The following is a 26,737-nucleotide window of genomic DNA, read 5'->3' on the forward strand; positions in this document are numbered from 1 at the left end:
CTTAGATCGAGCCGTTACACCCCTTCACGTCACAGCGGCAGATAAATGTCAATAATTACCGTGCTAGCACAGTGACATCATGGCGTGCATTGTTTAACATCACGCTATGGGGGGTCAATAGTTTGACCTACCGTTTGTCGCCACACCAACGTCGCCATTTTTTTGTCGAACGGACTCGTCTATCTGGCTAAATGCTATCAGCCTCCAGATATGGCCACACTTACTTTCGGAGCAACGGTCATGAGCAATGCTTACGCTGTTATCAAGAGCCTGACAGGTCAGGTATTCGCCGTATCAGCCGAAGGCGTTCGCCGCCAGGTTTTCGAAGGTGAGGCCATCTTTCCTGGAGAGCGGTTGGAAACGGACGTAGCAGGGTCGGTTACGTTGCAACTGCCGAATGGAGAAGAGTTGACGCTGGGTAGTTCGGCGACTTGGCAGGCCGGCGAGTTTGCCGAGGCCGATGCGGCGCAGGCGAACAACCAGCCTGTCACCGATCTGGAACAAGCCATCGCCGATGGCTTCGACCCCACCACACAGCTTGACCCCACTGCAGCAGGGCCAGGCGCCGGCGGCACAGGCGGTACAGGAGGCGGTGGCCACAGCGCTGTCATGCTCAGCGAGACAGCTCAGCACGTCGAAGCGGTGACCGGATTTGCAACCCAAGGTTTGCCGGCGACCAGCCAAACCCAACCCGGCATCAATGACATTTCAGCGGCCAACCTGGCACGCGATACCGATGTATCAGCACCGACCGTAAGCTTGCTTACCGACAGCGGGAACCCGACAGACAGCATCACTAACAACGGCGCTCTGAACATTGGCGGTATCGAAACCGGCGCGACCGTAGAGTACAGCACCGACGGCGGCAAGACCTGGTCGTCGAGCTTCACTCCGGCCGAAGGCGACAACACTGTCTCCGTCCGCCAGACCGATGTGGCGGGCAATACCTCGGGTGCCACCACCGTCAGCTTCGTGCTCGATACCCAGGTCGCGGCACCTAGCGTTTCACTGACTAGCGACACTGGCACCAGCGGCTCGGACGGCATCACCAATTCCGGTGCTCTAACCATTGGCGGCACCGAAGCTGGCGCCACGGTTGAATACAGCACCGATGGCGGTAACAACTGGTCGTCGAGCTTCACACCGGTCGAAGGCAACAACACCGTCTCCGTCCGCCAGACCGACGTGGCTGGCAACACCTCCGGCGCCACCACCGTCAGCTTCGTGCTCGACACACAGGCGCCGAACCTGGCCATCAGCATCGATCCGATCACGGCTGACAACACCATCAATGCTTCCGAGCGCGCCGGCGACATCGTCACCGTGACCGGCAAGGTCACTGGCGAAGTGGCGATCGACGACGTGGTCGTCCTGAGCGTTGGCACCAGCCAGTACGAAGGCAAAGTCATCGGCCTGGGCAACGGCGAGCTCGGCTTCAGCATCAACGTCAGCAGCGGCGATCTGGCCGACAATACGGCGATCAGCGCCTCGGTAAGCCACACCGACGCGGCCGGCAACACCGGTTCGGCTGAAGCCGACCGCACCTACGCGGTCGACACCAGCGCCCCGAACCTGGCCATCAGCATCGATCCGATCACAGCTGACAACACCATCAATGCTTCCGAGCGCGCCGGCGACATCGTCACCGTGACCGGCAAAGTTACCGGCGAGGTGGCGATCGACGACGTGGTCGTCCTGAGCGTTGGCACCAGCCAGTACGAAGGCAAGGTCATTGACCTGGGCAACGGCGAGCTCGGCTTCAGCATCAACGTCGGTAGCGGCGATCTAGCCGACAGCACGTCGATCAGCGCCTCGGTAAGCCACACCGATGCGGCCGGCAACACCGGTTCGGCTGAAGCCGACCATACCTACGCGGTCGACACCAGCGCCCCGAACCTGGCCATCAGCATCGATCCGATCACGGCTGACAACACCATCAATGCTTCCGAGCGCGCCGGCGACATCGTCACCGTGACCGGCAAGGTCACTGGCGAAGTGGCGATCGACGACGTGGTCGTCCTGAGCGTTGGCACCAGCCAGTACGAAGGCAAAGTCATCGGCCTGGGCAACGGCGAGCTCGGCTTCAGCATCAACGTCAGCAGCGGCGATCTGGCCGACAATACGGCGATCAGCGCCTCGGTAAGCCACACCGACGCGGCCGGCAACACCGGTTCGGCTGAAGCCGACCGCACCTACGCGGTCGACACCAGCGCCCCGAACCTGGCCATCAGCATCGATCCGATCACAGCTGACAACACCATCAATGCTTCCGAGCGCGCCGGCGACATCGTCACCGTGACCGGCAAAGTTACCGGCGAGGTGGCGATCGACGACGTGGTCGTCCTGAGCGTTGGCACCAGCCAGTACGAAGGCAAGGTCATTGACCTGGGCAACGGCGAGCTCGGCTTCAGCATCAACGTCGGTAGCGGCGATCTAGCCGACAGCACGTCGATCAGCGCCTCGGTAAGCCACACCGATGCGGCCGGCAACACCGGTTCGGCTGAAGCCGACCATACCTACGCGGTCGACACCAGCGCCCCGAACCTGGCCATCAGCATCGATCCGATCACGGCTGACAACACCATCAATGCTTCCGAGCGCGCCGGCGACATCGTCACCGTGACCGGCAAGGTCACTGGCGAAGTGGCGATCGACGACGTGGTCGTCCTGAGCGTTGGCACCAGCCAGTACGAAGGCAAGGTCATCGACCTGGGCAACGGTGAGCTCGGCTTCAACATCAACGTCGGTAGCGGCGATCTGGCCGAAAATACGTCCATCAGCGCCTCGGTAAGCCACACCGATGCGGCCGGCAACACCGGTTCGGCTGAAGCCGACCGCACCTACGCGGTCGACACCCAGGCACCGGCAATTACAGCCGGTCAGCAGTTCACCTATGACGAGAACCAGTCGGCGAATGCAGTGATCGGCAGTGTCAGTGCGCAGGATGCCGTAGGCGTGGTTGCCTTCCGCTTCGCCGATAGCGGCGACGACACGAGCGCTGACGGCTATTTCCGGATTGACAGCCAGGGCCGCATTACACTGACCCAGGCGGGCGCCGCGGCCGGCGTCAATGACTTCGAGCAGGCACCTAATAGCCATGACTACGCTATCGAAGCCATCGACGCCGCTGGCAATGTCTCCGCCGCCAACGTAACGCTGTCCGAAGCCAACCTGAATGACAACGCGCCGCAGGCCGCTGACGACTCACTGAAGGCCGTCGAAGACACGCCGGTAACCTATCTGGCCAGCGAGCTGCTGGGTAACGACAGCGATGCCGACGGCAATGGCCTGACCATCGCAAGCGTCACCAATGGCACAGGCGGCACCGTCGTGCTCAACGCCGATGGTTCGGTGACGTTCACGCCAAATACCAATTTCAACGGCACGGCTGATTTCACCTACACCGTCAGCGATGGCGACCAGGTGTCTGTGCCAGCGACCGTGACGGTCGAAGTTGCCGCGGTCAATGACGCTCCGGTTGCCGGCGCCTCGCTGGGGCAAGGCTCCGAAGACAGCGGCGTGGTAACAGGCCAACTGACGGCGAGCGACGTCGACGCTGGAGACAGCCTGAGTTTCAGCCTCAACGACACTGCCCCGGCTGGTTTCGCCCTGTCCAGCAACGGCAGCTGGACGCTGGACACCAGCGATGCCGCCTACCAGTACCTGGCCAAAGACCAGACGCTGACCCTGCAGGTACCCTTTACCGTTACCGACGCAAGCGGCATCAGCAGCAGCGACAACCTCACGCTGGTCATCACCGGCACCAACGATTTGCCGGTAGCCCAGGCGGCCAGCGCCAGTGCACTGGAAGGCGGAGCGACCTCAGCTGGAGCGGTCGCCAACGCAACCGAAGGCGCCATCCTCACGCTGACCGTGACCACCACGACGCCCGGCGAGGCCGTCTCGTTCAATTGGGCGTTCAGTGCCGCCGACTATCTGCCTTACAACGACTTCGCGTTCGTCCAGGTCAACGGCGAGCCGGTCGAGCTGCTGAGCAGTGTCGCGTCCGTCGGCAATTACGGCAGCAGCGGCACGCAGACCTTCAACCATGCGTTCGCAGTACCGGGCACCTACACGCTCGTCATAGGGGTCGCCGACGCCGGTGACACGGTAAACGACTCGCGGCTGGTGCTCAGCGACCTGTCCGGCAACGCAGTGCTGACCAGCAGCAGCGGTGCAGTCATCCAGACCAGCAGTGGCTGGCAGCTGACTTCGAGCGGCGCCAGTGGCCAGACGCTGGTAGAACAGATCAACTTCGGCACGGTCAGTGGCCAACTGCAAGCCAGTGACGTCGACAACAGCGCCAAGCTCAGCTTCGACCTACCCGGAACTGCGCCGGCCGGCTTCGTGCTGAACGCCGACGGCAGCTGGACCTTCGATGCCGCCGACCCGGCCTACGACAGCCTCGCCGATGGCGAGACGCTCACGCTGGTCATTCCCTACCGCGTCACCGATGACCAGGGTGCCAGTGGGCAGAGCAGCCTGACTCTGACGATCACCGGTACTAACGATGCGCCGATTGCCAGCGCCAGCAGTGCTGCCGTCGACGAAGATGGCGCCATCAACGGAACGCTCAGCGCCAGTGACGTCGACCACGGCGCCGGCCTGGCGTACAGCCTGAGCGATCCGGCCCCTGCCGGCTTCGTGCTGAACGCCGACGGCAGCTGGACCTTCGACGCGTCCAACGCCGCCTACCAGCAGCTGGCTGCGGGCGACAACCTGACGCTGACCATCCCCTACCAGGTGACCGACGAACTGGGTGCCAGCAGCGCCAGCACCCTGACGCTGGTCGTCAATGGCGTGAACGACGCTCCGGTGGTGAGCGCGGCGGTGACCGGCGAGACCCACGAAGATGCCGGCCCGTTGGTCGTCAACCTGCTGGCCAACACCTCGGACGTCGACCGCGGCGCGACCCTCAGCGTCGCCAACCTGACCGAAACCAGCGGCAATGACACCCGCGGCGTGACCTTCGATGCGGCCAACGGCACGCTGACCATCGACCCACAGCAGTACGGCGACCTGTCCGCCGGGCAGACGCTGACCTTCACCTACACCTACGACGTGATCGACAGCGAAGGCGGCGTCACCCCCACCAGTGCGAGCGTTTCCGTCGAAGGGCGCAACGACGAACCGGTGGTCACCGACACCAGCCTCAAGGTTGACGAACAAAGCACCGGCGCGGCGCTGAACATCGCCGCGCCCACCGACATCGACGCCAACGACATCCTGACCATCCAGGTGACCGGCCTGCCCGACCTCGGCCAGGTCACGCTTGCCGACGGCACCGCCGTGCAGAACGGCCAGTCGCTCACGCTCGCCGAGTTGCAGGGGCTGAAATATGACGGCCCGGCCGATTACCTGGCCGGCCAGACCGTCGGCAACTTCAGCTACAGCGTCAGCGACGGCACCACCGCCGTGGTCGGCACGGTCGCGCTGAGCGTCACGCCGGTGAACGATGCCCCGGTGGCAAACGATGACCTCGGGGCCATCAGCGGGCTGAAGGGCGCTTACTACGCCTATCGCGACGGCGCCGACGGCCCCAACCTGAGCAACCTGGCCGGGGTCACGGCCTTTATCGCCAGCCACCAGCCGAGTGCCACCTTTGTCGCGACGTCGCTGAACTACGGCAACGGGGTGACCACCAACCTGGGCGCCGACGGACAGCTGCAGAAATTTCTCGGCGCCGATGCCGCCTCGTTGAATACCGACCCGGCGAACAGCTCGGACGCCATCATCCAGCTGACCGGCAACCTGGAGCTGGCAGCCGGCACCTACCAATTCCGCGTCTTTGCCGACGATGGCTTCAGCATTCGGGTCGACGGCGTCGTGGTCGCCCAATACGACGCCAACCAAGGCGCGACTCGACGGGAATTCGCCACGTTCGACATCGGCGAAAGCGGTGCGCATGGCATAGAAATCGTCTACTGGGACCAAGGCGGCAGCGCCAAACTGCTGGTCGAACTGCGCGAGCAAGGCGGTAGCTACAGCGTGCTTGGCGGTACGCAACTGAGCCATACCGGCGACAGCACGCTGACCGTCGACGAAGACACCGCCCTTACCATCGACCCGGCCACCTTGCTCGGCAACGACCTAGACGTCGATGGCGACACCCTGACCATCACCGCGGTAGGCAATGCCGTCAACGGCAGCGTCACGCTGCTTGCCAACGGCCAGGTGGTTTTCACCCCCGCATCGAACTTCAACGGAACGGGCTCGTTTACCTATACCGTCAGCGATGGCCATGGCGGCAGCGACACCGCGACCGTCACGGTCGGTGTCCGCCCGGTCAACGACGCGCCGACTACCGCTGACGCGGCGATCAGCACCGCCGAGGGCACGCCTGTAGTGGGCAGCGTCAAGGCCAGCGACCTGGATGGCGACGTCCTCACCTACGCCCTGCAGAGCACCGCCGGGCACGGCAGCGTAGTGCTGAACGCCAGCACCGGCGTTTACACCTATACGCCAGCGGGCGATTACAACGGCGCCGACACCTTTACCGTGCGGGTCAGCGACGGCAAGGGCGGCTATGCCGACAGCGTTGTCAGCCTTGTAGTCACACCGGTCAACGACGCCCCGACGGTGCAGCCGATCGCCCTGCCGGCCATCGATGAGGACAACAGCCTTACCATCACCACGGCGCAGCTACTGGCCAATGCCCAGGACATCGACGGCGACACCCTGAGCATCGTCGGGCTGCAGCTCACCGGCGGCAGCGGCGTGTTGACCGACAACGGCGACGGCACCTGGACCTTCACCCCGACCGCGGACTGGAACGGTGAAGTGAGCTTCAGCTATGGCGTCAGCGACGGTAGCGTGACCGTAGCGAACACCGCGACGCTCACCGTCACGCCGGTGAACGATGGCCCGAGCACGTCCAACGCCCAGCTGACCACCGCCGAAGACCACTCGGTCAGCGGCACGGTCGTCGCGCAGGATCCCGAAGGCAGCGCACTGAGCTACACCATCCAGAGCGGTGTTGACCACGGCAGCCTGTTGCTGAACACGGTTACTGGCGCCTACACCTATACGCCAAACGCCAATTACAACGGCACCGACAGTTTCACGCTGCGCGTTTACGACAGCAAAGGCGCCTATGCCGACAGCGTGGTGAACGTCGAGATTACGCCGGTAAACGATGCCCCGAACGTACAGCCGATCACCCTGCCGGCCATCGAAGAGGACGGCAGCCTCACCTTTACCGCTGCTCAATTGCTGGCCGGCGCCAAGGATGTCGACGGCGACAGCCTGAGCGTCGTCGACCTGCAGCTGAAGGGCGGCAATGGCACCCTGACCGCCAACACCGACGGCAGCTGGACCTTCACGCCCACAGCGAACTGGAACGGCAACGTCAGCTTCAGTTTTGGCGTCAACGACGGCACCGTCACCGTCGCGAACAGCGCCAGCCTGGCGGTGGCCGCCGTCAACGATGCGCCGACCACTGCCGACGCTCAGCTTCAGACCGACGAAAACACCTCGGTCAGCGGCCAGGTAAGTGCGCAAGACATCGAGGGCGACACGCTCACCTACACCATCCAGAGCGGCGTCGCACATGGCTCGCTGCTATTGAACACGGTCAGCGGCGCCTACACCTACACACCCAACCAGGGCTACAGCGGCGCTGACACATTCACCTTGCGGGTTTACGACACCCAGGGCGGCTATGCCGATAGCGTCGTCAGCGTCGAGGTCACGCCGGTCAACGACGCACCGGACGTGCAGCCCGTCACGCTGCCGTCGATCAACGAAGACGGCAGCTTGACCTTCTCCGCCACCGAACTGCTGGCCGGCGCACAGGATAGCGATGGCGACACGCTGAACATCGTCGATCTACAGCTTGCCAGTGGCGATGGCGCCCTGACCGATAATGGCAACGGCACCTGGACTTTCACCCCCTCCGCCAACTGGAACGGCAGCGTTGGCTTCAGCTACGGCGTCAGCGATGGCACGGTGACGGTGGCGAACAGCGCCAGTTTGACCGTGAATGCGGTCAACGACGCGCCCGTTGCCGTCGTCGATGCCTTCACCACGTCGGAAGACGTTCCGCTGCGCATTTCGCTGAGCGACCTGCTGGCCAACGACACGGATGCCGACGGCGACCCTGTGTGGGTCTTCTCGGCTGGCAATCCCCAGCACGGATCGCTCAGCTTCATCGACGGCAAGCTCGTTTTCACGCCGGACCCTGAGTTCAGCGGTACGGCGTCGTTCGACTACTCCATTACCGACGGCCATGGCGCTGTGGACTCGGCAACGGCCTATGTCATCGTCAATCCGGTCAACGACCCCACCCAGACACAAGCTGATATCGCGCACGGCGCAGAAGACGGCGCCGCGGTGACCGGCAACGTACTGAACAACGATGTGGATGTCGATGACAGCCTGAGCGTGGCGACCTTCAACATAGCGGGACAGGCGTACACAGCGGGCGCCACGGTCGCACTGTCGGGTGTCGGCACCCTGACACTCGAGGCCAACGGGGCCTACCGCTTTACGGCCGAGCCAAACTGGCATGGCACTGTTCCGACAGTGACGTACACCACCAACACAGGCGTCTCGAGCACGCTGGACATCACCATCGATCCGGTCAACGACGCCCCTGTCGCGAACACCGACAGCTTTGTCACCCAGGAAGACGTTCCGCTGACCCTCTCGCTTTCGGACCTCACCGGCAACGACACCGATATCGACGGCGACACCCTGTCGGTCGTGTTGGTAAGCGCGCCGCAACACGGCACGCTCGGTTTCGCCAATGGTGCCTTGACCTTCACCCCGGACGCGAACTACAGCGGTCCCGCCTCGTTCACCTACACCGTTTCCGACGGCAAGGGCGGCCAGACGCAGGGAGCGGCCAGCATCACGGTCGGCGCGGTTGCGGACGCGCCAACGCTCGAGCAGGCGGCAAACGCCGAGCTGCCAGCCGCCACGGGCCTGCTGCTGCAAAGCTGGAGCGGATTGGCATTGGGCGGCAGCGGTAGCGGAGCCAGTCCGGCGACGCTGAAATCCACCCTCGATGCCGCAGGCACACCTGACAGCAGCGCCACCGTAGCCGATGCGCAGCTGCCAAACGTAAATGCCGGCGTCGCCAACAAGCTATCCGGCCTCGTTTATCTGGAAGCCGGCCATACATACAGCTTCAGCGGCGTCGCCGACGACAGCCTGGCGCTGGTCGTGGGCGGCACGACGGTCGCGACGGCGACCTGGGGCGGCAGCAAGGGCCAGTTCAGTGGCGACTACACGGTCACCGAGAGCGGCTATTACACGCTCGTGGTCTATCAACACAACCAGGACGGCGCGGGCAACCTCGACGTGAACGTGCAGGTCGACGGCGGCGCTACGCAGAATCTGTCCAGCCTGGCGCTCTATGCCAGCACCGCAGACCTGGCTGGCGAAAACCTGCGCCTGTCCGAGCTGCACGGCGCGGACGGCCAAGGCTACTACCAGCTGTACGGCTACAACGAAGGGGCCGAAGACACCGCCATTCCACTGTCGCGCCTGAACGCCGCACTGGTCGACGGGGACGGCTCCGAGACGCTGGCAGTGGAGATCGCACAGATCCCGAGCGGCGCAAAGCTGAGCGACGGCAAGCATGAATTCACCGCAACCGACGCGCTGACCAGCGTGGATGTGAGCGGCTGGAACCTGAGCAGCCTGACCGTCACGCCGCCGGCTGACGCCGACGCGAACTTTACCTTGAAGGTCATCGCAACGGCGACCGAATCCACGGGCGACAAAGCCAGCACAAGCCTGGACCTGCCGGTGACCGTGCATGCCGTCAACGATGCGCCCGGCTTGCTGGACAGCAGCATATCGATGCCGGAAAACCTGACGTTCGGCAGCACGGTTGCCGACCTCACCGACCGCTTCACCGGAACCGATCTGGATCGCGACGGCGATGCGTTGACCTACAGCATCACTGGCGGCAACGGAAACGGGCTGTTCAGCATCGATGCCGCTACCGGCGTTATCACGCTGGCGACCGGCAAGTCGCTCGATTACGAGACGGCCATACAGCATGAGCTGCAGGTCAGTGTCAGCGACGGCAAGTCCTCAGCGAATGCGACCGTTACGGTCGACGTCACCAATCTGAACGACAATTCGGTAATTCTGGTCGATGCCGACAACACGCAAAATCGGGTAACCGAGAACGCAGCAACCGGAACACAAGTGGGCGTCACGGCACTCGGCACTGACGCGGACCGCGGCACCACGATCAGCTATAGCCTGGTCAACAGTGCCGATGGCCGGTTTGCCATAAATGCCACGACCGGGATCATCACCGTTGCCGATGGCAGCAAGCTCGACTACGAGAGCGCCGCCAGTCACACCGTCACAGTCACGGCTACCAGCTCCGACGGCAGCGTCGAAAGTGCTGACTTCACCGTTGCGGTCAGCAACCTCAACGACAATGCACCGGCTATCAACGATGCTACTGTGACCCTGGGCGAGAACGTGGCCGCTGGCACTCTCGTGGCCAGTGTCAGCGACAGCTTCACCAACACCGACCTAGACCGTGATGGCGACGCTATTACCTACAGCATCACAGGCGGCAATTCTGCTGGCATCTTCGTCATCGACGCAGCCACCGGGGCTATCAGCATCGCCGCCGGCAAAACTCTCGATTACGAGACAGCAAATGAGCACGTCCTGACAGTTACCGCCAGTGATGGCGCGCTCTTCGATACCGCAAACATCACCGTCAACGTAAACAACCTGCCAGACACGCCTCCGGTGGTAACGGCATCCTCAGCGCTGGTCTCCGAGACCGGACTGAAAAGCGCTACTGATACAGACACCAGCAACGTGGCCAGCGGAAAGATCGCTATCACCCACGACTCAGCTACCGTTGTGACGCTCATATCACCCACCACAACCGGGCTGAAGTCGGGGGGGACTGACATTACTTGGAGCCTCAGCAGCGACGGCAAGACATTGACGGGCAATGCAGGTACAGATAAAGCCATCGCCATAACCATCGACAATCAAGGCAACTATTCAGTTAGCCTGCTGAAGCCTATCGACCATCCGGATACCGCGTCTGCAGACGTGCTCAACCTTAGCGTCGGGGTTAAGGTCAAAGATGCGTACAACAATCAGTCGACCAATGCTCTGACCGTACAGATCCAGGATGATGTACCGACCGCCTCTCCCGGCGGCGTCACCATCAGCATTCCGGTGAGCAGCATTAACGTCTCCGGCCTGGAAGCCGGCTTCGTCAACCCGACGTCCACTGGTGGCGGCACGTCCGGCCTGACCCAGGCCAACACGGACAGCGACAGCTACATCGACAAGATCAACTGGGGCGGCAGCAGCGGTTCGGGTTACACCTTCACAGACAACGAGACCTATCGCACTTCTGGTCCTAGCCTGCCCAACAGTGATTTCAAGGTAGGGACCCTCACGCACAACAATTTCCCTGTCAGCTCTAACGATTCAGTGCTCAGCACTGTGGGCTTGCGGGTGAAACTTACCGTCATGATTGATGGGGTGCCGACCATGATCGAACACACCGTCAACCTGCGCCACACGGAAACCCCGAATAACTACAACACCCAGGACCCGGTGAACGATGACATCATCCGCCTGGACAACTCTACGTTGGTCAAGCAGTTCACTGTGGGCGGACGCACCTTCGAATTTGAGATCAAGGGTTTCCTTGATCCGAAGACTGGTGATGTAGTCACAACCATCTACACCACAGAAAACGCAGCATCGACATTCGACATCTATGCCGTTGTGAAATCCACGGATGGCCTGCCACTTAACAGCGGAGATGTTTCCGCCAATGCAGCCACTGGCGCCGACGGCAGTGTGGAAGCCGCGGGAAGTAACACCGTCATCGAATGGACCGGCGCAACCATCAACTCCGATGGGTCCTCCACCATTAGCAACGACTTCGGCACGTTTACTGGCTGGTCGGATGGACGCTATCGTTTCGAAGTCAGCCGCACTGCTCGCGACGACTTCAACGCCGATCAGGTCGAGAACCTCAAATTTGGTTATGTAGTTATCGACGGCGATGGCGATAGGGCTAGCTCAGAGGTAACAGTGACCCTCAACGGCGAGAAAGTCGTACCCTACGCGCCGGTCGTCAATCGGGACGCTCAAACCACGGTACTCAGCGGCGACGCTGGCACCGAATCCACTGCCAGCCTTGGCATTGACGCAGGACGCGACATTGAAGGGGCATCGATCAAGTTCACTGCCACCGACGACGCCTCACTAAATGGTCAACCAGTCAAGGGTAACGTCCTGTTTAGCGGCGCGTCGGAAAGCGTCGCCCTAACGTCCGGTGGCATGGCCCTGGTTTATCGTGCCAATGCTGATGGCAGCCTAGATGCCGTCAAGCAAGGTACGAACGATGTGGTATTCAAGGTCACCGGCGACGTTGCTAAGGGCACCTACTCAGTAGAGATGGTCGGAACCCTTGATCAAGCAACCAAATTCAGCAGCAACACTGCCAACCTGAGCTTCTTTCAGCAAAATGGTCTAGCTCAAGCGAGCACCGGCACAGCGGACTTAAGCGTATCGCTGAGTGGAACGGGGGGTACTCCATACTGGAGTGACAACCGTCTAGGTATAGATGCCCCTGGGACTAGTGGAAATGAAAATAGGGCATTTAACTATCGATCCAACAGCGAAACCCTAAAAATTAACTTTGCTGTTATCGAAGGAATTTCTGTTTCATCAGTGGAGCTGGGGACAAGAAGTTTTAACAATGGCGAGCAGCTGCAGTACAGAATAAACGGTGGGGCCTGGCAGACTATCGAGAGTAACACTTGGTCTCCAAACGTGACGATAAACAGCAACAATGCGATCTCCACATTGGAGCTTCGTGCTGGAAACAACGATTCGGAGTTTTCCATCGACTCGGCGCGTGTCAGTTACACAAAAATCATCACAGCCGACGAGAGTTCCAACATCACACTGAGCCTGGGCGCCACCGTCACAGATGGTTCTGGCGATAAGGCATCGACCGACTTCAATGTGGTGATTGATCCGGATCACAGTCTGCAAGGCACCACTGGTAACGACTCGCTGATGGGTAGCGATCTAGCTGATACCCTCCGCGGCGAAAGCGGCGATGATCAGCTCAACGGTGGCACCGGTAACGACCTGTTGGTCGGCGGTGCCGGCGACGACATCCTGATCGGCGGGCTGGGCGAAGACCAGCTCACCGGCGGAAGCGGAGCCGACACCTTCACATGGAGAGCCGGAGACCTGGGCAAGGACAGCATCCTCGACTTCAATGCCACCGAAGGAGATCGCATCGACCTGCGCGATCTGCTCCAGGGCGAAAACGACGGCAACCTCCTCAGCTATCTGCGAGTGGACACTACCACGTCCACCTTGCAGATCAGCACCACCGGCGTCCTGAATGACACCGGCAGCAATGCCGACGTCACCATCAAGCTGGAAAACGGCGGCGCCGCGGTCGATCTGTCTTCGTATGGCTCGAATCCTACGGACATCATCAATTCGCTGGTTGCCGACCAAATCGTCAAGGTCGATCACTGAAGGTGACGCACGGATACCCGCCGCGAACCGCTGGCGGGTATCGTCGCTACTCCCATACGAGGATGCCGAGTGTTCTATATCACGCGTGATTCCAGCGGACGGCTGCTGCGGGTCGAGCCGTCGCCCTTCGACGACATGGCCGGCGAACTGCCGGACGACGACAGCGAAGTGCGCGCCTGGCTTGCCGCTCAGGATAGTCTTGCCCACTTGCGCCAGAGCGATCTGGAGATGGTGCGGGTACTGGAGGACTTGATCCACGCCTTGATCGACAAGGGCGTGCTGCGGATCACCGACCTACCGGATTCGGCTCAGGCCAAGCTGGCAGGGCGGAGCCGGGCGCGTGATGCGCTCGGCGCGACTCGCTTATTGGTCGACGATGACGATACCGGCCTGATCTGAGCGGCTGTTCTCTTCGCTCAACGGAGCCGGATTGCCCAGCAGCCGGCCCTGGCCACCTTCGAAGCCCAGCTCACGCAGCGTCAGCCATTCGCCTTCGGTCTCGACCTGCTCGGCAATAAGCGGCAGGTCAATGCTGTGCGCGGCGCGCTGCATCGCCTGGATGAACAGGTGGTTGTCATTCTCGGCATCGACGCCGCGGATGTAGCTGCCATCGACCTTGAGGTAGCCCAGTCCGAGCCGCGCCAGGTTGCCGATCATGCTGAACCGCCCGCCGAAGTGCTGGATGCCGAGGCCGAATCCCAGTTGGTGCAGGCGTCTTGCCAGCGACTCGAGGCTCGCCTGGTCCGGCAGCTGGGCTTCGTCCAGTTCGAGCGTGAGCAGGCCAGCGACATCACTGTGCTGCGCCAGCAATTCGAATACCCGCTCGCGCGCTGCGGGTTCGCTGAGGGTAGCCCCGCCCAGGCTGATCGCCAGCGGCGTATGCTTAAGTTCAAGCGTTGCCAGCGCCTTCCTGAGCATGGCCAGGTCAAGCCGCGAGGTCCAACCGAAGCGCTCTAACCACGGCAGGAAGCGCGCCGCGGAGATCACATTACCCTGGTGATCGACCAACCGCGCCAGCACCTTGCCATGGATCAACTGCTGCGGTTCGACCGCACTCATCACCGGCTGGACATACAGTTGCAGCAGGCTGTTTTCCAGCGCGTTGTCGAGTAGCTGGTACCAGTCGCGGTGCTGCTCGGTCACCGGGGCGGTTTGCGTCGCTTCGTAGCAGGCCCAGCCTTGGCGCGCCTGGCTTTCGGCCTGCGCCAGCGCCTGATCGAGCGCGGCATAGAGCGCTGCTTCGGTATGGTCCTGGGAGAAATGCGTCAAGCCAATGTGGGCTACCGGCAGACAATCGCTCAGGCCAGTCTGCTGTAACGTGGCCAAACCATGGGCGAGTTGCTCAGCGAGCCGTTCGGCTTCCAGCGTATCGAGGCCCACGGCCAGCAGGGCGAACTCACCGCCGCGGGTGCGCCCGATCAGGTAGCGGTCACCGGTCACCTGGCGCAGTTGCGCGGCCACCGCACGCAGCAGTTCATCCGTGCGGGCGCCGCCGAGCCGCTGGTTGAGCCCGGCAAGGTCGTTGATGCGTAGCAGGAACATGTAGCCGCTGCCGGCCAGGTCCTCGCCGCACAGACGTGCCTGCAATTGCATGTCAAAGTGGCGGCGGTTACTCAGCCCGGTCAGCCCATCATGGTAGGCCTCGTCGCGCAGGCGTTCGCTTCGCCGGGCCTCTTCATCGAACAATGCTTTGAGCTTCTCGACCATCAGGTTCATGGCCAGTACCACGCGACGCAACTCCGGCGTGGCGGGAAGCTGCGGCACGCTGAGGAACTCCCGGCGGGTGATGGCCTGGGATTGCGCGACCATGTCGTCGAGCGGACGGAGTTGCCGGCGCAACAACAGCGCGCCGAGCACGGCGCTGACCATACCGCACAATAGCAGCCAGCCGAACATGCCAAGAGTGCTCTGCCACAGGCGCGACACCGCGAACATCGGATGGCTCACCACCTCGACCCGTGCCACCTGCTGCCAGCCACGGCTGACGATGGCCTCACCGCCCTCGGGTTGCAGGTCGATGAGCCGAACGAACCACTGCGGCGCGCTGCCCGCATCCGGCTCGGCCTGACGCTCGATCATCGGCTGCTCGCTGTCCAGCGCGACCACGCGAATCGACTGGTAGTAGCCGCTGTCGAACAGCGAGCTGACGACCAGCTCGACCATTGCCGGATCGTCGATGTTGGCTGTCAGCGACAGCCCCAGCGCGGTGGCTGCATCCTGCGCGTGAGAGCGCAGTTGATTGGCGTACTGGCCGCGCGAGCTTTCCAGACTGACCACGAAGCTGCCAGTGAAAGCGGCCAGCAAAAAAAGGCAGATGGCCAGTAACAGCTGTTTGAACAGGGACATGTTGAACTCCTAGGATCCAGAGTCGTCTGGAAAACCTTCCTTGTGCATCTTTTTCAACAGGTCCTGCCAGCGCGAGAGCCTCTTGCTATCGCTGACCTGCCTGTCTCCGCTACGGCCGGGCAACCACAGGCCCTCGCCGTTGAACGCATATACCGGCACCAGATCGGTACGCTGGGTAGCCGGAAGGATGCCGCCTACCAAATTATCCAGCACTACGGGTACGGCGCTGGGTTGCTCGTAGTAAGTCAGCACCATGTGCGCCTGATTGAGGCGAATCGCCTTGACGTAGGTGATGCGCAGCTTTTCGGCGGAGATGCCGAGCCGCCGCAGAGTGATGTACTTGGCGATGGCGTAGTCCTCACAATCACCTCCACCGATGCGCAGCGCCTCGACCGGCGTTGCCCAGTAATCGCCCTGCCCCCATAGCGCGCGGTCATCCTCGAAGCGCAGCTGCACGTTGAAGAAAGTGTTCACCGCTCGCAGCTGGTCGTACTCTGCGGCGCCCGTCTGCTCGGTCAGCAACGATTGCCAGGCCAGCAGGCGGTTACGCCCCTCTCCGAGCGGCCCGTGCCGCTGCTCGGCGACACTCAGGATGCGACCGAAATCCCAATCGCCGGTGGCCGCCCAGCCGAGCCGAACCAGTCCTAGCACGGCCAGCAAGACGAGGGGATATCGGAGGGCGAACAGCCGCACCTGGCCGGACATGAGGGCGAACTCTTGGTCAAGGAACAGCGTAAGCAGGCTCCGCCAATGATGGCGCAGTGCCATTTAAATATCTCGATGGTGGCGGCATGACCGCCAAAAGACAAGCGCCGCGATGTCTGGCGCGACGGCTGGCAACGGGGTATGCCGAGCGCCCGAAGCAACGGATCGCCGGTTATACTCCGCGCTTTTCTGGCCGGTCGGCCGTCATTTCCGCCCGCAGGACATCCAATGAACAGTATCAATTCCCGCATCGCCGCAGAACTGGGCGTGCGCCCGCAACAGGTTGCCGCCACCGTGGCGCTGCTCGACGAAGGCTCCACCGTGCCCTTCATCGCCCGCTACCGCAAGGAAGTCACCGGCAGCCTCGACGACACCCAGCTGCGCTTGCTCGAAGAGCGCCTGCGCTACATGCGCGAGCTGGACGATCGCCGCGCGTCGATCCTCGCCAGCATCGAAGAGCAGGGCAAGCTCACCCCCGGACTCAAGCGTGAGATCGATCTCGCCGACACCAAGACCCGCCTCGAAGACCTCTACCTGCCCTACAAGCAGAAGCGCCGCACCAAGGGCCAGATCGCCCTGGAAGCCGGCCTCGGCGAGCTGGCCGATGCGATTTTTGCCGACCCCGAGCTGAACCCGGAAAGCGAAGCCGCGCGCTTCGTCGATGCCGAGAAGGGCTTCGCCGACACCAAGGCCGTGCTCGAAGGCGCCAAGTACATCCTTATGGAGCGCTTCGCCGAGGATGCCAACCTGCTCGCCAAGTTGCGCGATTTCCTCAGCCACAACGCCACCCTGAGTGCGCGTGTGGTGCCGGGCAAAGAGAACGAAGGGGCCAAGTTCAGCGATTACTTCGAGCATGACGAGCCGCTCAAGAGCGCGCCGTCGCACCGTGCCCTGGCGATCTTCCGCGGGCGCAACGAAGGTGTGCTGAGCGTCAGCCTGAAGGTGGGTGACGAAGCGCCCGGCACCATGCACCCGGGCGAAGTGATGATCGGCGAGCGCTTCGGCATCACCAACCGTGGCCGCGCGGCGGACAAGTGGCTCGGCGAAGTGGTGCGCTGGACCTGGAAGGTGAAGCTCTACACTCATCTGGAAACCGACCTGCTCGGCGAGCTGCGCGACAAAGCCGAGGACGACGCTATTGGCGTTTTCGCCCGCAACATGCACGACCTGCTGCTGGCCGCGCCGGCCGGCCCGCGCGCCACTCTGGGCCTCGACCCGGGCCTGCGCACCGGCTGCAAGGTTGCGGTGGTCGATGCCACCGGCAAGCTGCTGGATACCGCCACCGTTTACCCACACGCCCCGCGCAACGACTGGGACGGCACCCTGGCCGTACTGGCCAAGCTCTGCGCCAAGCACTCCGTCGACCTGATCGCCATCGGTAACGGCACCGCCAGCCGCGAAACCGACAAGCTCGCCGCCGACCTGATCAAGCAGGTGCCGGGCCTCAAGCTGACCAAGGTGATGGTCTCCGAAGCGGGCGCTTCGGTGTATTCGGCATCGGAGCTGGCGGCCAAGGAGTTCCCGGATCTGGACGTTTCGATCCGCGGCGCGGTGTCTATCGCCCGTCGCCTGCAGGACCCGCTGGCCGAACTGGTGAAGATCGAGCCGAAAGCCATCGGCGTCGGCCAGTACCAGCACGACGTCTCCCAGCTCAAATTGGCACGCTCGCTGGATGCCGTGGTTGAGGACTGCGTGAACGCCGTCGGTGTCGACGTCAACACCGCCTCGGTGGCGCTGCTGGCGCGTATCTCCGGCCTGAATACCACACTGGCGCAGAATATCGTGGCCTACCGCGACGCCAACGGCGCGTTCAAGGCACGCAGTGAGCTGAAGAAAGTGCCGCGTCTGGGCGACAAGACTTTCGAGCAGGCCGCCGGCTTTCTGCGTGTGATGAACGGCGACAACCCGCTCGACGCGTCCGCCGTGCACCCGGAAACCTATCCGCTGGTCAAGCGCATCGCCCAGGACACCGGCCGCGACATCCGCTCGCTGATCGGCGACTCGGCCTTTCTCAAGCGCCTCGACCCGAAGCAGTTCACTGATGAGACCTTCGGCCTGGTCACCGTCAGCGACATCCTTCAGGAGCTGGAGAAGCCCGGTCGCGATCCTCGCCCCGAGTTCAAGACCGCCGAATTCCAGGAGGGTGTGGAGAAGCTCAGCGACCTCACGCCCGGCATGGTGCTCGAAGGTGTGGTGACCAACGTGACCAACTTCGGTGCCTTCGTCGATATCGGCGTACATCAGGACGGCTTGGTGCATATCTCCGCGCTGTCGGAGAAGTTCGTCAAGGACCCGTACGAAGTGGTCAAGGCCGGCGACATCGTCAAGGTCAAGGTCATGGAGGTGGACATCCCGCGACAGCGCGTGGGCCTGTCCATGCGCATGAGCGATACCCCGGGCGAGAAGGCGGACACCATGCGCGGCGGTGGCAACAACCGTGGCGGCCAGGCGCGCGGCGAGCGCAAGCCGAGCAAGCCGGAGACGAAGCCGGCACCAGCCAACAACGCCATGGCCGCGCTGTTCGCCAATGCCAAGAGTCTGAGGAAATAAGCCGTGAGCGCAAAAGCCGAAGCGATCGGCAGCAGCAGCGCCTTCGGGCGCCTGTTGGGCCTGGAGATTCTCAAGGCCGAAGGTGGCGAGGCCATCCTCAGCCTGAAGATGCATGACGGTCTGCGCAACCTGCACGGCAAACTGCACGGCGGCGCGCTGTTCTCATTGATCGATACGGCCATGGGTCAGGCGAGCCACAGCCTGGGCGATGGTTCGCCGAACAGCGTAACCCTGGAATGCAAGGTCAACTACATCCGTCCGGTGACGGACGGTGAACTGATTTGCCGCGCCTGGGTGGTGCATGGCGGGCGGCGCACTCAGGTGCTGGAGGCCGAGGTTCATCAGGGTGAAAAGCTGGTGGCCAAGGCACAATCGACCTTCGCCTGCCTCTAAAAGCGGCAGGCAACACGCTACGAGCGTCAACTCAGCACATCGAGCCCGCTCTTGTGGCTTGAAGCTTGTCGCTCGCCGCCCCATATTGTGCCGACTGATGCGTGAAGGAACCCAAACTTGAGCGACCTCCTCTCCCACCGCCTGGCACTGTTGGCCGAGCATCCAAACCTTCCGCTGCTCTCGCAATGCCTGCATGGGATCGAGCGGGAATGCCTGCGCATCGACAACGACGGTCAGCTGGCCATGACCCCGCACCCGCGGGCACTGGGTTCGGCACTGACGCACCCGAAGATCACCACCGACTATTCCGAGGCGCTGCTGGAATTCATCACCGGCACCGAAACCGACCCGGGCCGGACGCTGGACGAGCTCGATGCCATCCATCGCTACACCTATAGCCGGTTGGACAGCGAGTTTCTCTGGAGCCCCTCGATGCCGGGGCTACTGCCAGAAGAAGCGCAGATACCCATCGCCGAGTACGGCAGTTCCAACATCGGCCGGCTCAAGTACGTCTATCGCCAGGGCCTGGCGCTGCGCTACGGCAAGACCATGCAGTGCATCGCCGGTATCCACTACAACTTCTCGCTGCCCGAGGCACTGTGGTCCGTACTGCAGGCCGACGAGCAGGATGGCCGCTCGCCGCGGGATTACCAGTCCTGGCGCTATATCGCCCTGATCCGCAATTTCCGTCGCTACAGCTGGCTGCTGATGTACCTGTTCGGCGCTTCGCCGGCGCTGGATGCGTCCTTCATGCGTGGGCGGGCGCACCAGCTCGAACAGTTCGACGACGAAACGCTCTACCTGCCTTACGCCACCAGCCTGCGCATGAGCGACCTGGGCTACCAGAGCAACGCCCAGGCAGGCCTCACGCCCTGCTACGACGACCTGCCCAGCTACACCAGCAGCCTGCACAAGGCGGTCTCCACGCCCTACCCCGAATACGCGGCGCTGGGCACCAAGGACGCCGAGGGTAAGTGGCAGCAGCTCAATACCAACATTCTGCAGATCGAGAACGAGTACTACTCGAACATCCGGCCCAAGCGTGTCACCGGCACCGGCGAGCGCCCGCTGCATGCGCTACGTGCGCGCGGTATTCAGTACATCGAAGTGCGCTGCCTGGACATCAACCCGTTCCTGCCGCTGGGCATCGACCTTGGCGAAGCGCGGTTCCTCGATGCCTTCCTGCTGTTCTGTGCGCTGCAGCAGAGCCCCTGTCTGATCGAGGGCGAATGTCGGGCCAGTAGCGATAACTTCCTCAAGGTGGTCAAGCAGGGGCGCGAGCCGGGCCTGGAATTGAGCCGTTGCGGCGAACCGGTCAGCCTGCAGCAGTGGGCCAGCGAGCTGATCGGCCAGATCAGCCAGGTCGCCGAACTGCTGGACCGCAGCCAGGGCAGCGACGAGCATATCCGCGCGATCGCCGCGCAACAGGCCAAGGTCGACGACAGCAGCCTGACCCCCTCGGCCCAGGTACTTGAAGCGATGCGCCGCCACGGCGAAAGCTTCAGCCAGTTCGCACTGCGTCAGACTCGCCAGCACGCCGAAGACTTCCGTAGCCGCGCACTGTCCGATGCCGACGTGGCCTGGTTCGACGAAGCGGCGCGCAGCTCACTGGCGCAGCAGACCGAGATGGAAGCGGCGGACACTCAGGATTTCGACAGCTTCGTCGAGGAGTATCAGCGGAGTTTGACGCAGCTGTAGCTTGGAAGCGATTCAGTGCGGCCGGGTGGGGCTGGACTTGCCCCCATTCGCGGTCAAGACCGCTCCCACTTGCGCCGCTGTGCTTGGCTGAGAGGGCTGCCTCAGGCTTTGGGCTTTAGCCGACCAATTACCGGTAGAAACCGATTCAACGCATCGCCGAACCATGCACGGCGCCAAGGTGATTGGCTGAAGCACCTCGGCGGGTTTCACCCACCCTACGCCAGCGCTGCGTGAAGCGACTTGTGGGAGCGGTCTCGACCGCGAACAGATCGGGGGCCGATGCAGAGCCATTCGCGGTCAAGACCGCTCCCACTCGCGCCGCTGTGCTTGGCTGACTGGGCTACCTCAGGCCGTGGGCTTTAGCTCACTACTAACCGGTGGAAGCCGACTCAACGCATCACCCCACCATGCGCGGCGCCAAGGTGGTTGCTGAAGCACCTCGGCGGGTTTCACCCGCCCTACGTCTGTGCTGCGTGAAGCGAGCGAATTGTGGGAGCGGTCTTGACTGCGAACAGATTGGGCTCCGATGCAGAGCCATTCGCGGTCAAGACCGCTCCCACTTGCGCCGCTGTGCTTGGCTGACAGGGCTGCTCAGGCCGTGGGCTTTCAGCCCGCCACTTACCGGTGGAAGCCGACTCAATACATCGCCGCACCGTGCGCGGCCCCAAGGTAATTGGCTGAAGCACCTCGGCGGGTTTCACCCGCCCTACGTCTGTGCTGCGTCAAGCAAATTGTGGGAGCGGTCTTGACCGCGAACAGACCGGACGCCGATGTAGAGCCATTCGCGGTCAAGACCGCTCCCACTCGCACCTCTCCACCCTTCTCTCACATCTCTCCGCTAGCCTCTGCCTTGGCTGGCAGGTCTGCCTCACAGCGCCTTCTCGAATATCTTCGAATTGCGCTGGAAGTTGTAGAGCGAGGCCCGCGCGGCCGGTAGCCGCTCCACGCCGCTGGGCTCGAAGCCGCGTTCGCGGAACCAGTGCGCCGTGCGGGTGGTGAGCACGAACAAGGTTTTCAGGCCCAGCGCACGGGCGCGCGCTTCGATACGTTCGAGGAGCTCGTCGCCGCGACCGCCATGGCGGTATTCGGGGTTCACGGCCAGGCAGGCCAGCTCGCCGGCGTCCGAATCGGCGATCGGGTAGAGCGCCGCGCAGGCGATGATCAGGCCGTCGCGCTCGACGATGCTGAACTGCTCGACCTCGCGTTCCAGCACTTCGCGCGAGCGGCGGACCAGAATGCCCTGCTCTTCCAGCGGCGTGATCAGGTCGATCAGCCCACCGACGTCCTCGATGGTTGCCTCGCGCAACTGCTCGAACTGCTCCTGGGTCACCAGGGTGCCGTCGCCACCGTCGCGGGTGAACAGCTCGTTGAGCAGCGAACCGTCCTCGGCATAGCTGATCACATGGCTGCGGCGCACGCCGCCCTTGCAGGCCTGTGCGGCGGCATCGAGAAGCTCGGCCTGGTAGGTGCCGGCGAGGCGCTCGACATAGGCCGGGATCTGCGGCGGACGCAGCTCACGTACGAGCTTGCCGCTTTCGTCGCGCAGGCCGCGTTCGGCACCGTAGAGCACCAGCTTGTCGGCCTGTAGATCGATGGCGGCGCGGGTGGCGATGTCTTCGCAGGCGATGTTGAAGATTTCCCCGGTCGGCGAATAGCCCAGCGGAGACAGCAGCACGATGGTGCGCTCGTCGAGCAGCCGGCCAATGCCCTTGCGATCAACGCGACGCACTTCGCCGGTGTGCTGGTAGTCGACCCCATCATGCACACCGATCGGCCGCGCCGTGATGAAGTTGCCGCTGGCCACACGCAGCCGCGCGCCCTGCATCGGCGAGGCCGCCATGTCCATCGACAGCCGGGCTTCCAGGGCGATGCGCATATGGCCAACGGCATCGATCACGCATTCAAGCGTCGCCGAGTCGGTGATACGCAGGTCGCGGTGGAAACGCGGCTCGATGCCGCGGGCGGCCAGCCGCGCTTCGATCTGCGGCCGCGAGCCGAACGCTAGCACCAGGCGCACGCCGAGGCTGTGCAGCAGCACCAGGTCGTGAACGATGTTGGCGAAGTTGGGGTGCTCCAGGCCGTCGCCAGGCAGCATGACGACGAACGTGCGGTCGCGGTGCGCATTGATATAGGGCGAGGAGTCGCGGAGCCAAGTGACGTAGTTGTGCATTGCAAAAGCCTTCAGTAACAGCTCGTTCAGTCCGGGAGTCGGTTCGAGTGGGGGTGCGGGAGCAGGGTCATGCTGCGATCAATCGCCAGACCTGCTCCTATCCTCGGCCCGGTTGCAGGCAATAGTGTTCTATCATCCCGCGCAGCAACCTCACAGTGGGTTCGATTCGGTCCAGTTCCAGATACTCGTCCGGCTGGTGGGCGCAAGCGATGTCGCCGGGGCCAAGCACCAGCGTCTCGCAGCCAAGCTGCTGAAGATAAGGCGCTTCGGTAGCAAAGGCCACCGCCTCGGCGGCATGACCGGTGAGCCGCTCGGCCAGCCTGACCAGTTCGGCGTCCGCCGGCTGATCGAATGCCGGCACGCAGGGGAACAGCGGCGCCAGGTCGATCTTCACCTGATGCCGGTCAGCCACCGGTCGCAGCCGCCCGGCGATTGCGTCGCGTAGCTGCTCGGGCTCCATGCCCGGCAACGGCCGCAGGTCGTACTCGAGCGAACACTGCCCGCAGATCCGGTTGGGGTTGTCGCCGCCATGAATGCAGCCGAGGTTTAAAGTCGGTTGCGGCACGTCGAACAGCGGGTTGTTGTATTTGCTCTGCCATTCACGGCGCAGCGCCATCAGCTCGCCCATGACCTCATGCATCGCCTCCAGCGCGCTGTGGCCGTAGGCCGGGTTGGAGGAGTGCCCGCTCTGCCCATGGATCTCGATGCCCTCCATCATGATGCCCTTGTGCAAACGCACCGGGCGCAGGCCGGTCGGCTCGCCGATCACCGCCGCACGCCCCAGCGGCCGCCCGGCCTCGGCCAGCGCACGGGCGCCGGACATCGAGCTCTCTTCGTCGCAGGTGGCGAGGATCAGCAACGGTTGCTTGAACGGCTTATCGAGCAGCGGCAGCACGGCTTCGATGATCAGCGCAAAGAAACCTTTCATGTCGCAGCTGCCGAGGCCGTACCAACGGTCATCGGCTTCGCGCAGTCGCAGCGGCTCGGCCGTCCACAACTCAGCGTCGAAGGGCACGGTATCGCTGTGTCCGGCCAAAACCAGCCCACCCGGCCCACTGCCGTAGCTGGCGAGCAGGTTGAACTTGCCCGGCGTGATCTGCTGTATCTCACAGGCGAAGCCGAGATCGCTCAGCCAGCCTGCCAGCAGGTCGATCACGGGGCGGTTGGTCTGATCCCAATGCGCTTGCGTGCAGCTTACCGAGGGAGCTGCGATCAGCGCGGCGAACTGGTCTTTGAGCGAGGGGATGGGCACCGGCGACCTCCAGAAAGACGACTACGAAGGCACCCAGTGAAACATGAAACGCACCGCCGCAGCCTCACCGATGAGGGAAAAGCTGCGGCGACGATTGGTTCAGACGAAGATCGCCTTGAGGATGGTGAAGAACAGGATGGCCAGGAACGCCCCGGCCGGCAGGGTGATCAGCCAGGACATGAAGATCGAGCCGACCACTCCGAGATTCAGTGCGCCGATACCGCGCGCGATGCCGATGCCCAGCACCGCGCCGACCAGGGTATGCGTGGTCGATACCGGCAAGCCGATGGCAGAGGCGCCGACCACCGTGGTCGCGGTGGCCAGCTCTGCGGCGAAGCCGCGGCTCGGGGTCAGCTCGGTGATTTCCTTGCCGATGGTGGCGATCACCTTGTAGCCGTAGGTCGCCAGACCGATGACGATACCGATGGCGCCGAGCAGCAGTACCCAGCCCGGCACCGCCGATTTGGCCGCGATTTCTGCCGCACCGCCGGACTGGATGACGCCGACCACGGCTGCCAGCGGGCCGACCGCATTGGCCACATCGTTGGCGCCGTGGGCGAAGGCCATGGAACAGGCAGTGAAGATCATCAGAACGGCGAAGACCTTTTCCACGCTGGCGAAGTGAAAGGTACGGTCCGCTTCCTCGTCCACCTTGATCCGCGACAGCAGCGCGACGCCGATCAAGGCCACCAGCACGCCGATGGCGAATGCCAGCAGCATGCCCTGACTGCTGCTCAATGTCAGACCGACATGCTTGAGGCCCTTGGTCACCGTCATCAACGCGACCATGAAGCCGGTGAGGAACATGTACAGCGGCACGAACCGTTTCGCGTTGAGGAACGGCTCGTCAGTATTGATGATCAGCTTCTGCACGCTCATGAACAGGCCGAAAGCGACGATGCCCGAAAGCATGGGCGTGACCACCCAGCTGGCAACGATCGGGCCGATCGCATCCCAATGCACGGCATCGACGGATATACCCACTGCGGCAAAGCCGATCACGGCACCGATGATCGAATGCGTGGTGGATACCGGCCAGCCCTTCATGGTGGCGACCATCAGCCAAGTGCCCGCCGCCAGCAACGCCGACATCATGCCCAGCACCATCAGATCAGGCGAAATGACTTCCGCATCGACGATGCCGTTCTTGATGGTCTCGGTGACTTCGCCGCCGGCCAGGTAGGCGCCGCAGAACTCGAAGATCATGGCCACGATGATGGCCTGCTTGATGGTCAGCGCCCGCGAACCGACCGAGGTGCCCATGGCGTTGGCGACGTCGTTGGCACCCACGCCCCAGGCCATGAAGAAACCGAAGGCGCAGGCAAGGATCAGGAGTACGAAGCCGTATTCCGAAATAAATGACATAAGAATTACCTGTTGAACCCAGAAAGGACGCTGGCGCCTCAGCGCGCCAGCAATTGTTCCAGACGGTTGCCGACACGCTCGGCACGGTCGGCCACGTCACCGATCCATTCGATGATCTTGTAGAGGAACATCACGTCGACTGGAGGCAAGTCCTTTTCCAGCTTGAACAGGGCACGGCGCACCGTGATCTGCATGCGGTCGGTTTCACGCTCGATCTCCTCGAGCTCCTCGACCATCTTTTCCACCAGCGTGGCTTCACGACCGCTGAAGCCGGTTTCGAGCAGCGAATCCAACTCCTTGAGTGCCTTGAGCGCCTGGCAACTGGCATCGACGCTGCGCTGAACGAAGGCCATCATTTCTGGCTGCAACGCCAGCGGGATGGTCATGCAGCGGCCCAGCATCAGGCCGGCGATGTCCTTGGCGCGGTTGGCAATTTTGTCCTGTACACTCAGCAGCTCCAGCAAATCCGAGCGCGGAACCGGCAGGAACAGGCTTTTGGGCAGGTGCTGACGAACGCTCTTCTTGAGCTTGTCGGCCTCGTTTTCCAGTCGGGCCATCTCTTTCTGGATCTGTTCGACCCGTTCCCAGTCTTCTGCCGTGATCGCCTGGAACAGCGGAACCAGGTTGGCGGCACATTCGTGAGACTTGGCCATATGCTGTTGCATCGGACCGATAGGCGAGCGTCCGAACAGGCTGACGAAAGGATTGATTGGCATAGGGAACACCCCGGCTTCAGAAGGCGGCAA

The 26,737-nt window shown here is 62.9% G+C and carries 11 protein-coding genes; 5 read left to right on the forward strand and 6 right to left on the reverse strand.

From position 1 onward, the window contains the following. The first annotated feature begins 240 nt into the window (after nucleotides 1–240). Both KCX70_RS21415 and KCX70_RS21420 read left to right on the forward strand, forming a co-directional pair. Nucleotides 241–13,512 carry a retention module-containing protein gene (locus tag KCX70_RS21415; protein ID WP_212618762.1) on the forward strand — a complete coding sequence of 4,424 codons (13,272 nt, stop codon included), beginning with the start codon at nucleotides 241–243 and terminating at the stop codon, nucleotides 13,510–13,512. Nucleotides 13,513–13,581: 69 nt separating this feature from the next. Then, nucleotides 13,582–13,911 (forward strand): tryptophan synthase subunit beta, encoded by a 330-nt coding sequence (locus tag KCX70_RS21420; protein WP_212618763.1) that lies wholly within the window; start codon nucleotides 13,582–13,584, stop codon nucleotides 13,909–13,911. Here the strand turns inward: KCX70_RS21420 and KCX70_RS21425 are convergent. Together KCX70_RS21425 and lapG are read right to left on the reverse strand one after the other, a co-directional pair. Further along, on the reverse strand, nucleotides 13,876–15,858 hold the full coding sequence (locus tag KCX70_RS21425) for an EAL domain-containing protein (protein ID WP_102846796.1): 1,983 nt from the start codon (nucleotides 15,856–15,858) through the stop codon (nucleotides 13,876–13,878). The two genes, KCX70_RS21420 and KCX70_RS21425, sit on opposite strands and share 36 nt — an antisense overlap. Before the next feature lie 9 nt (nucleotides 15,859–15,867). Continuing rightward, on the reverse strand, nucleotides 15,868–16,563 hold the full coding sequence (gene lapG / locus KCX70_RS21430; protein WP_212620406.1) for a cysteine protease LapG: 696 nt from the start codon (nucleotides 16,561–16,563) through the stop codon (nucleotides 15,868–15,870). 228 nt (nucleotides 16,564–16,791) lie between these two features. Between lapG and KCX70_RS21435 the strand changes: the two genes are divergently transcribed. From KCX70_RS21435 to gshA, 3 genes are all read left to right on the forward strand, one after another. After that, the gene (locus KCX70_RS21435) at nucleotides 16,792–19,113 is read left to right on the forward strand and encodes a Tex family protein (RefSeq protein ID WP_212618764.1); all 2,322 of its coding nucleotides are present in this window, start codon (nucleotides 16,792–16,794) and stop codon (nucleotides 19,111–19,113) included. Between the two features lie 3 nt (nucleotides 19,114–19,116). Then, nucleotides 19,117–19,506: a PaaI family thioesterase gene (locus KCX70_RS21440; RefSeq protein WP_102852621.1), complete on the forward strand. Its 390-nt coding sequence runs from the start codon at nucleotides 19,117–19,119 to the stop codon at nucleotides 19,504–19,506. A 117-nt stretch (nucleotides 19,507–19,623) separates the two neighbouring features. Then, a complete protein-coding gene (gene gshA, locus KCX70_RS21445; RefSeq protein ID WP_212618765.1) occupies nucleotides 19,624–21,204 on the forward strand; it encodes a glutamate--cysteine ligase in 1,581 nt (526 codons plus the stop codon). Between the two features lie 868 nt (nucleotides 21,205–22,072). Here the strand turns inward: gshA and argA are convergent. From argA to KCX70_RS21465, 4 genes are all read right to left on the reverse strand, one after another. Continuing rightward, a complete protein-coding gene (argA, locus tag KCX70_RS21450; RefSeq protein WP_212618766.1) occupies nucleotides 22,073–23,374 on the reverse strand; it encodes an amino-acid N-acetyltransferase in 1,302 nt (433 codons plus the stop codon). Nucleotides 23,375–23,471: 97 nt separating this feature from the next. After that, on the reverse strand, nucleotides 23,472–24,626 hold the full coding sequence (gene argE / locus KCX70_RS21455) for an acetylornithine deacetylase (protein WP_212618767.1): 1,155 nt from the start codon (nucleotides 24,624–24,626) through the stop codon (nucleotides 23,472–23,474). A gap of 99 nt (nucleotides 24,627–24,725) precedes the next feature. Further along, nucleotides 24,726–25,991, reverse strand: coding sequence for an inorganic phosphate transporter (locus KCX70_RS21460; RefSeq protein WP_212618768.1), 1,266 nt, complete (start codon nucleotides 25,989–25,991; stop codon nucleotides 24,726–24,728). A gap of 38 nt (nucleotides 25,992–26,029) precedes the next feature. Beyond that, a complete protein-coding gene (locus KCX70_RS21465; RefSeq protein ID WP_102846792.1) occupies nucleotides 26,030–26,707 on the reverse strand; it encodes a TIGR00153 family protein in 678 nt (225 codons plus the stop codon). Nucleotides 26,708–26,737: the final 30 nt, after the last annotated feature.

The sequence above is a fragment of the Stutzerimonas stutzeri genome (assembly GCF_018138085.1).
Lineage (GTDB): Bacteria > Pseudomonadota > Gammaproteobacteria > Pseudomonadales > Pseudomonadaceae > Stutzerimonas > Stutzerimonas stutzeri_AI.

What these genes read in the sequence shown, in the direction of transcription:
- lapG (WP_212620406.1), bottom strand. Translation starts at nt 16,563, where the DNA reads ATGTCCGGCCAGGTGCGGCTGTTCGCCCTCCGATATCCCCTCGTCTTG.
- argA (WP_212618766.1), bottom strand. Translation starts at nt 23,374, where the DNA reads ATGCACAACTACGTCACTTGGCTCCGCGACTCCTCGCCCTATATCAAT.
- KCX70_RS21460 (WP_212618768.1), bottom strand. Translation starts at nt 25,991, where the DNA reads ATGTCATTTATTTCGGAATACGGCTTCGTACTCCTGATCCTTGCCTGC.
- KCX70_RS21465 (WP_102846792.1), bottom strand. Translation starts at nt 26,707, where the DNA reads ATGCCAATCAATCCTTTCGTCAGCCTGTTCGGACGCTCGCCTATCGGT.
- KCX70_RS21415 (WP_212618762.1), top strand. Translation starts at nt 241, where the DNA reads ATGAGCAATGCTTACGCTGTTATCAAGAGCCTGACAGGTCAGGTATTC.
- KCX70_RS21435 (WP_212618764.1), top strand. Translation starts at nt 16,792, where the DNA reads ATGAACAGTATCAATTCCCGCATCGCCGCAGAACTGGGCGTGCGCCCG.
- KCX70_RS21425 (WP_102846796.1), bottom strand. Translation starts at nt 15,858, where the DNA reads ATGTCCCTGTTCAAACAGCTGTTACTGGCCATCTGCCTTTTTTTGCTG.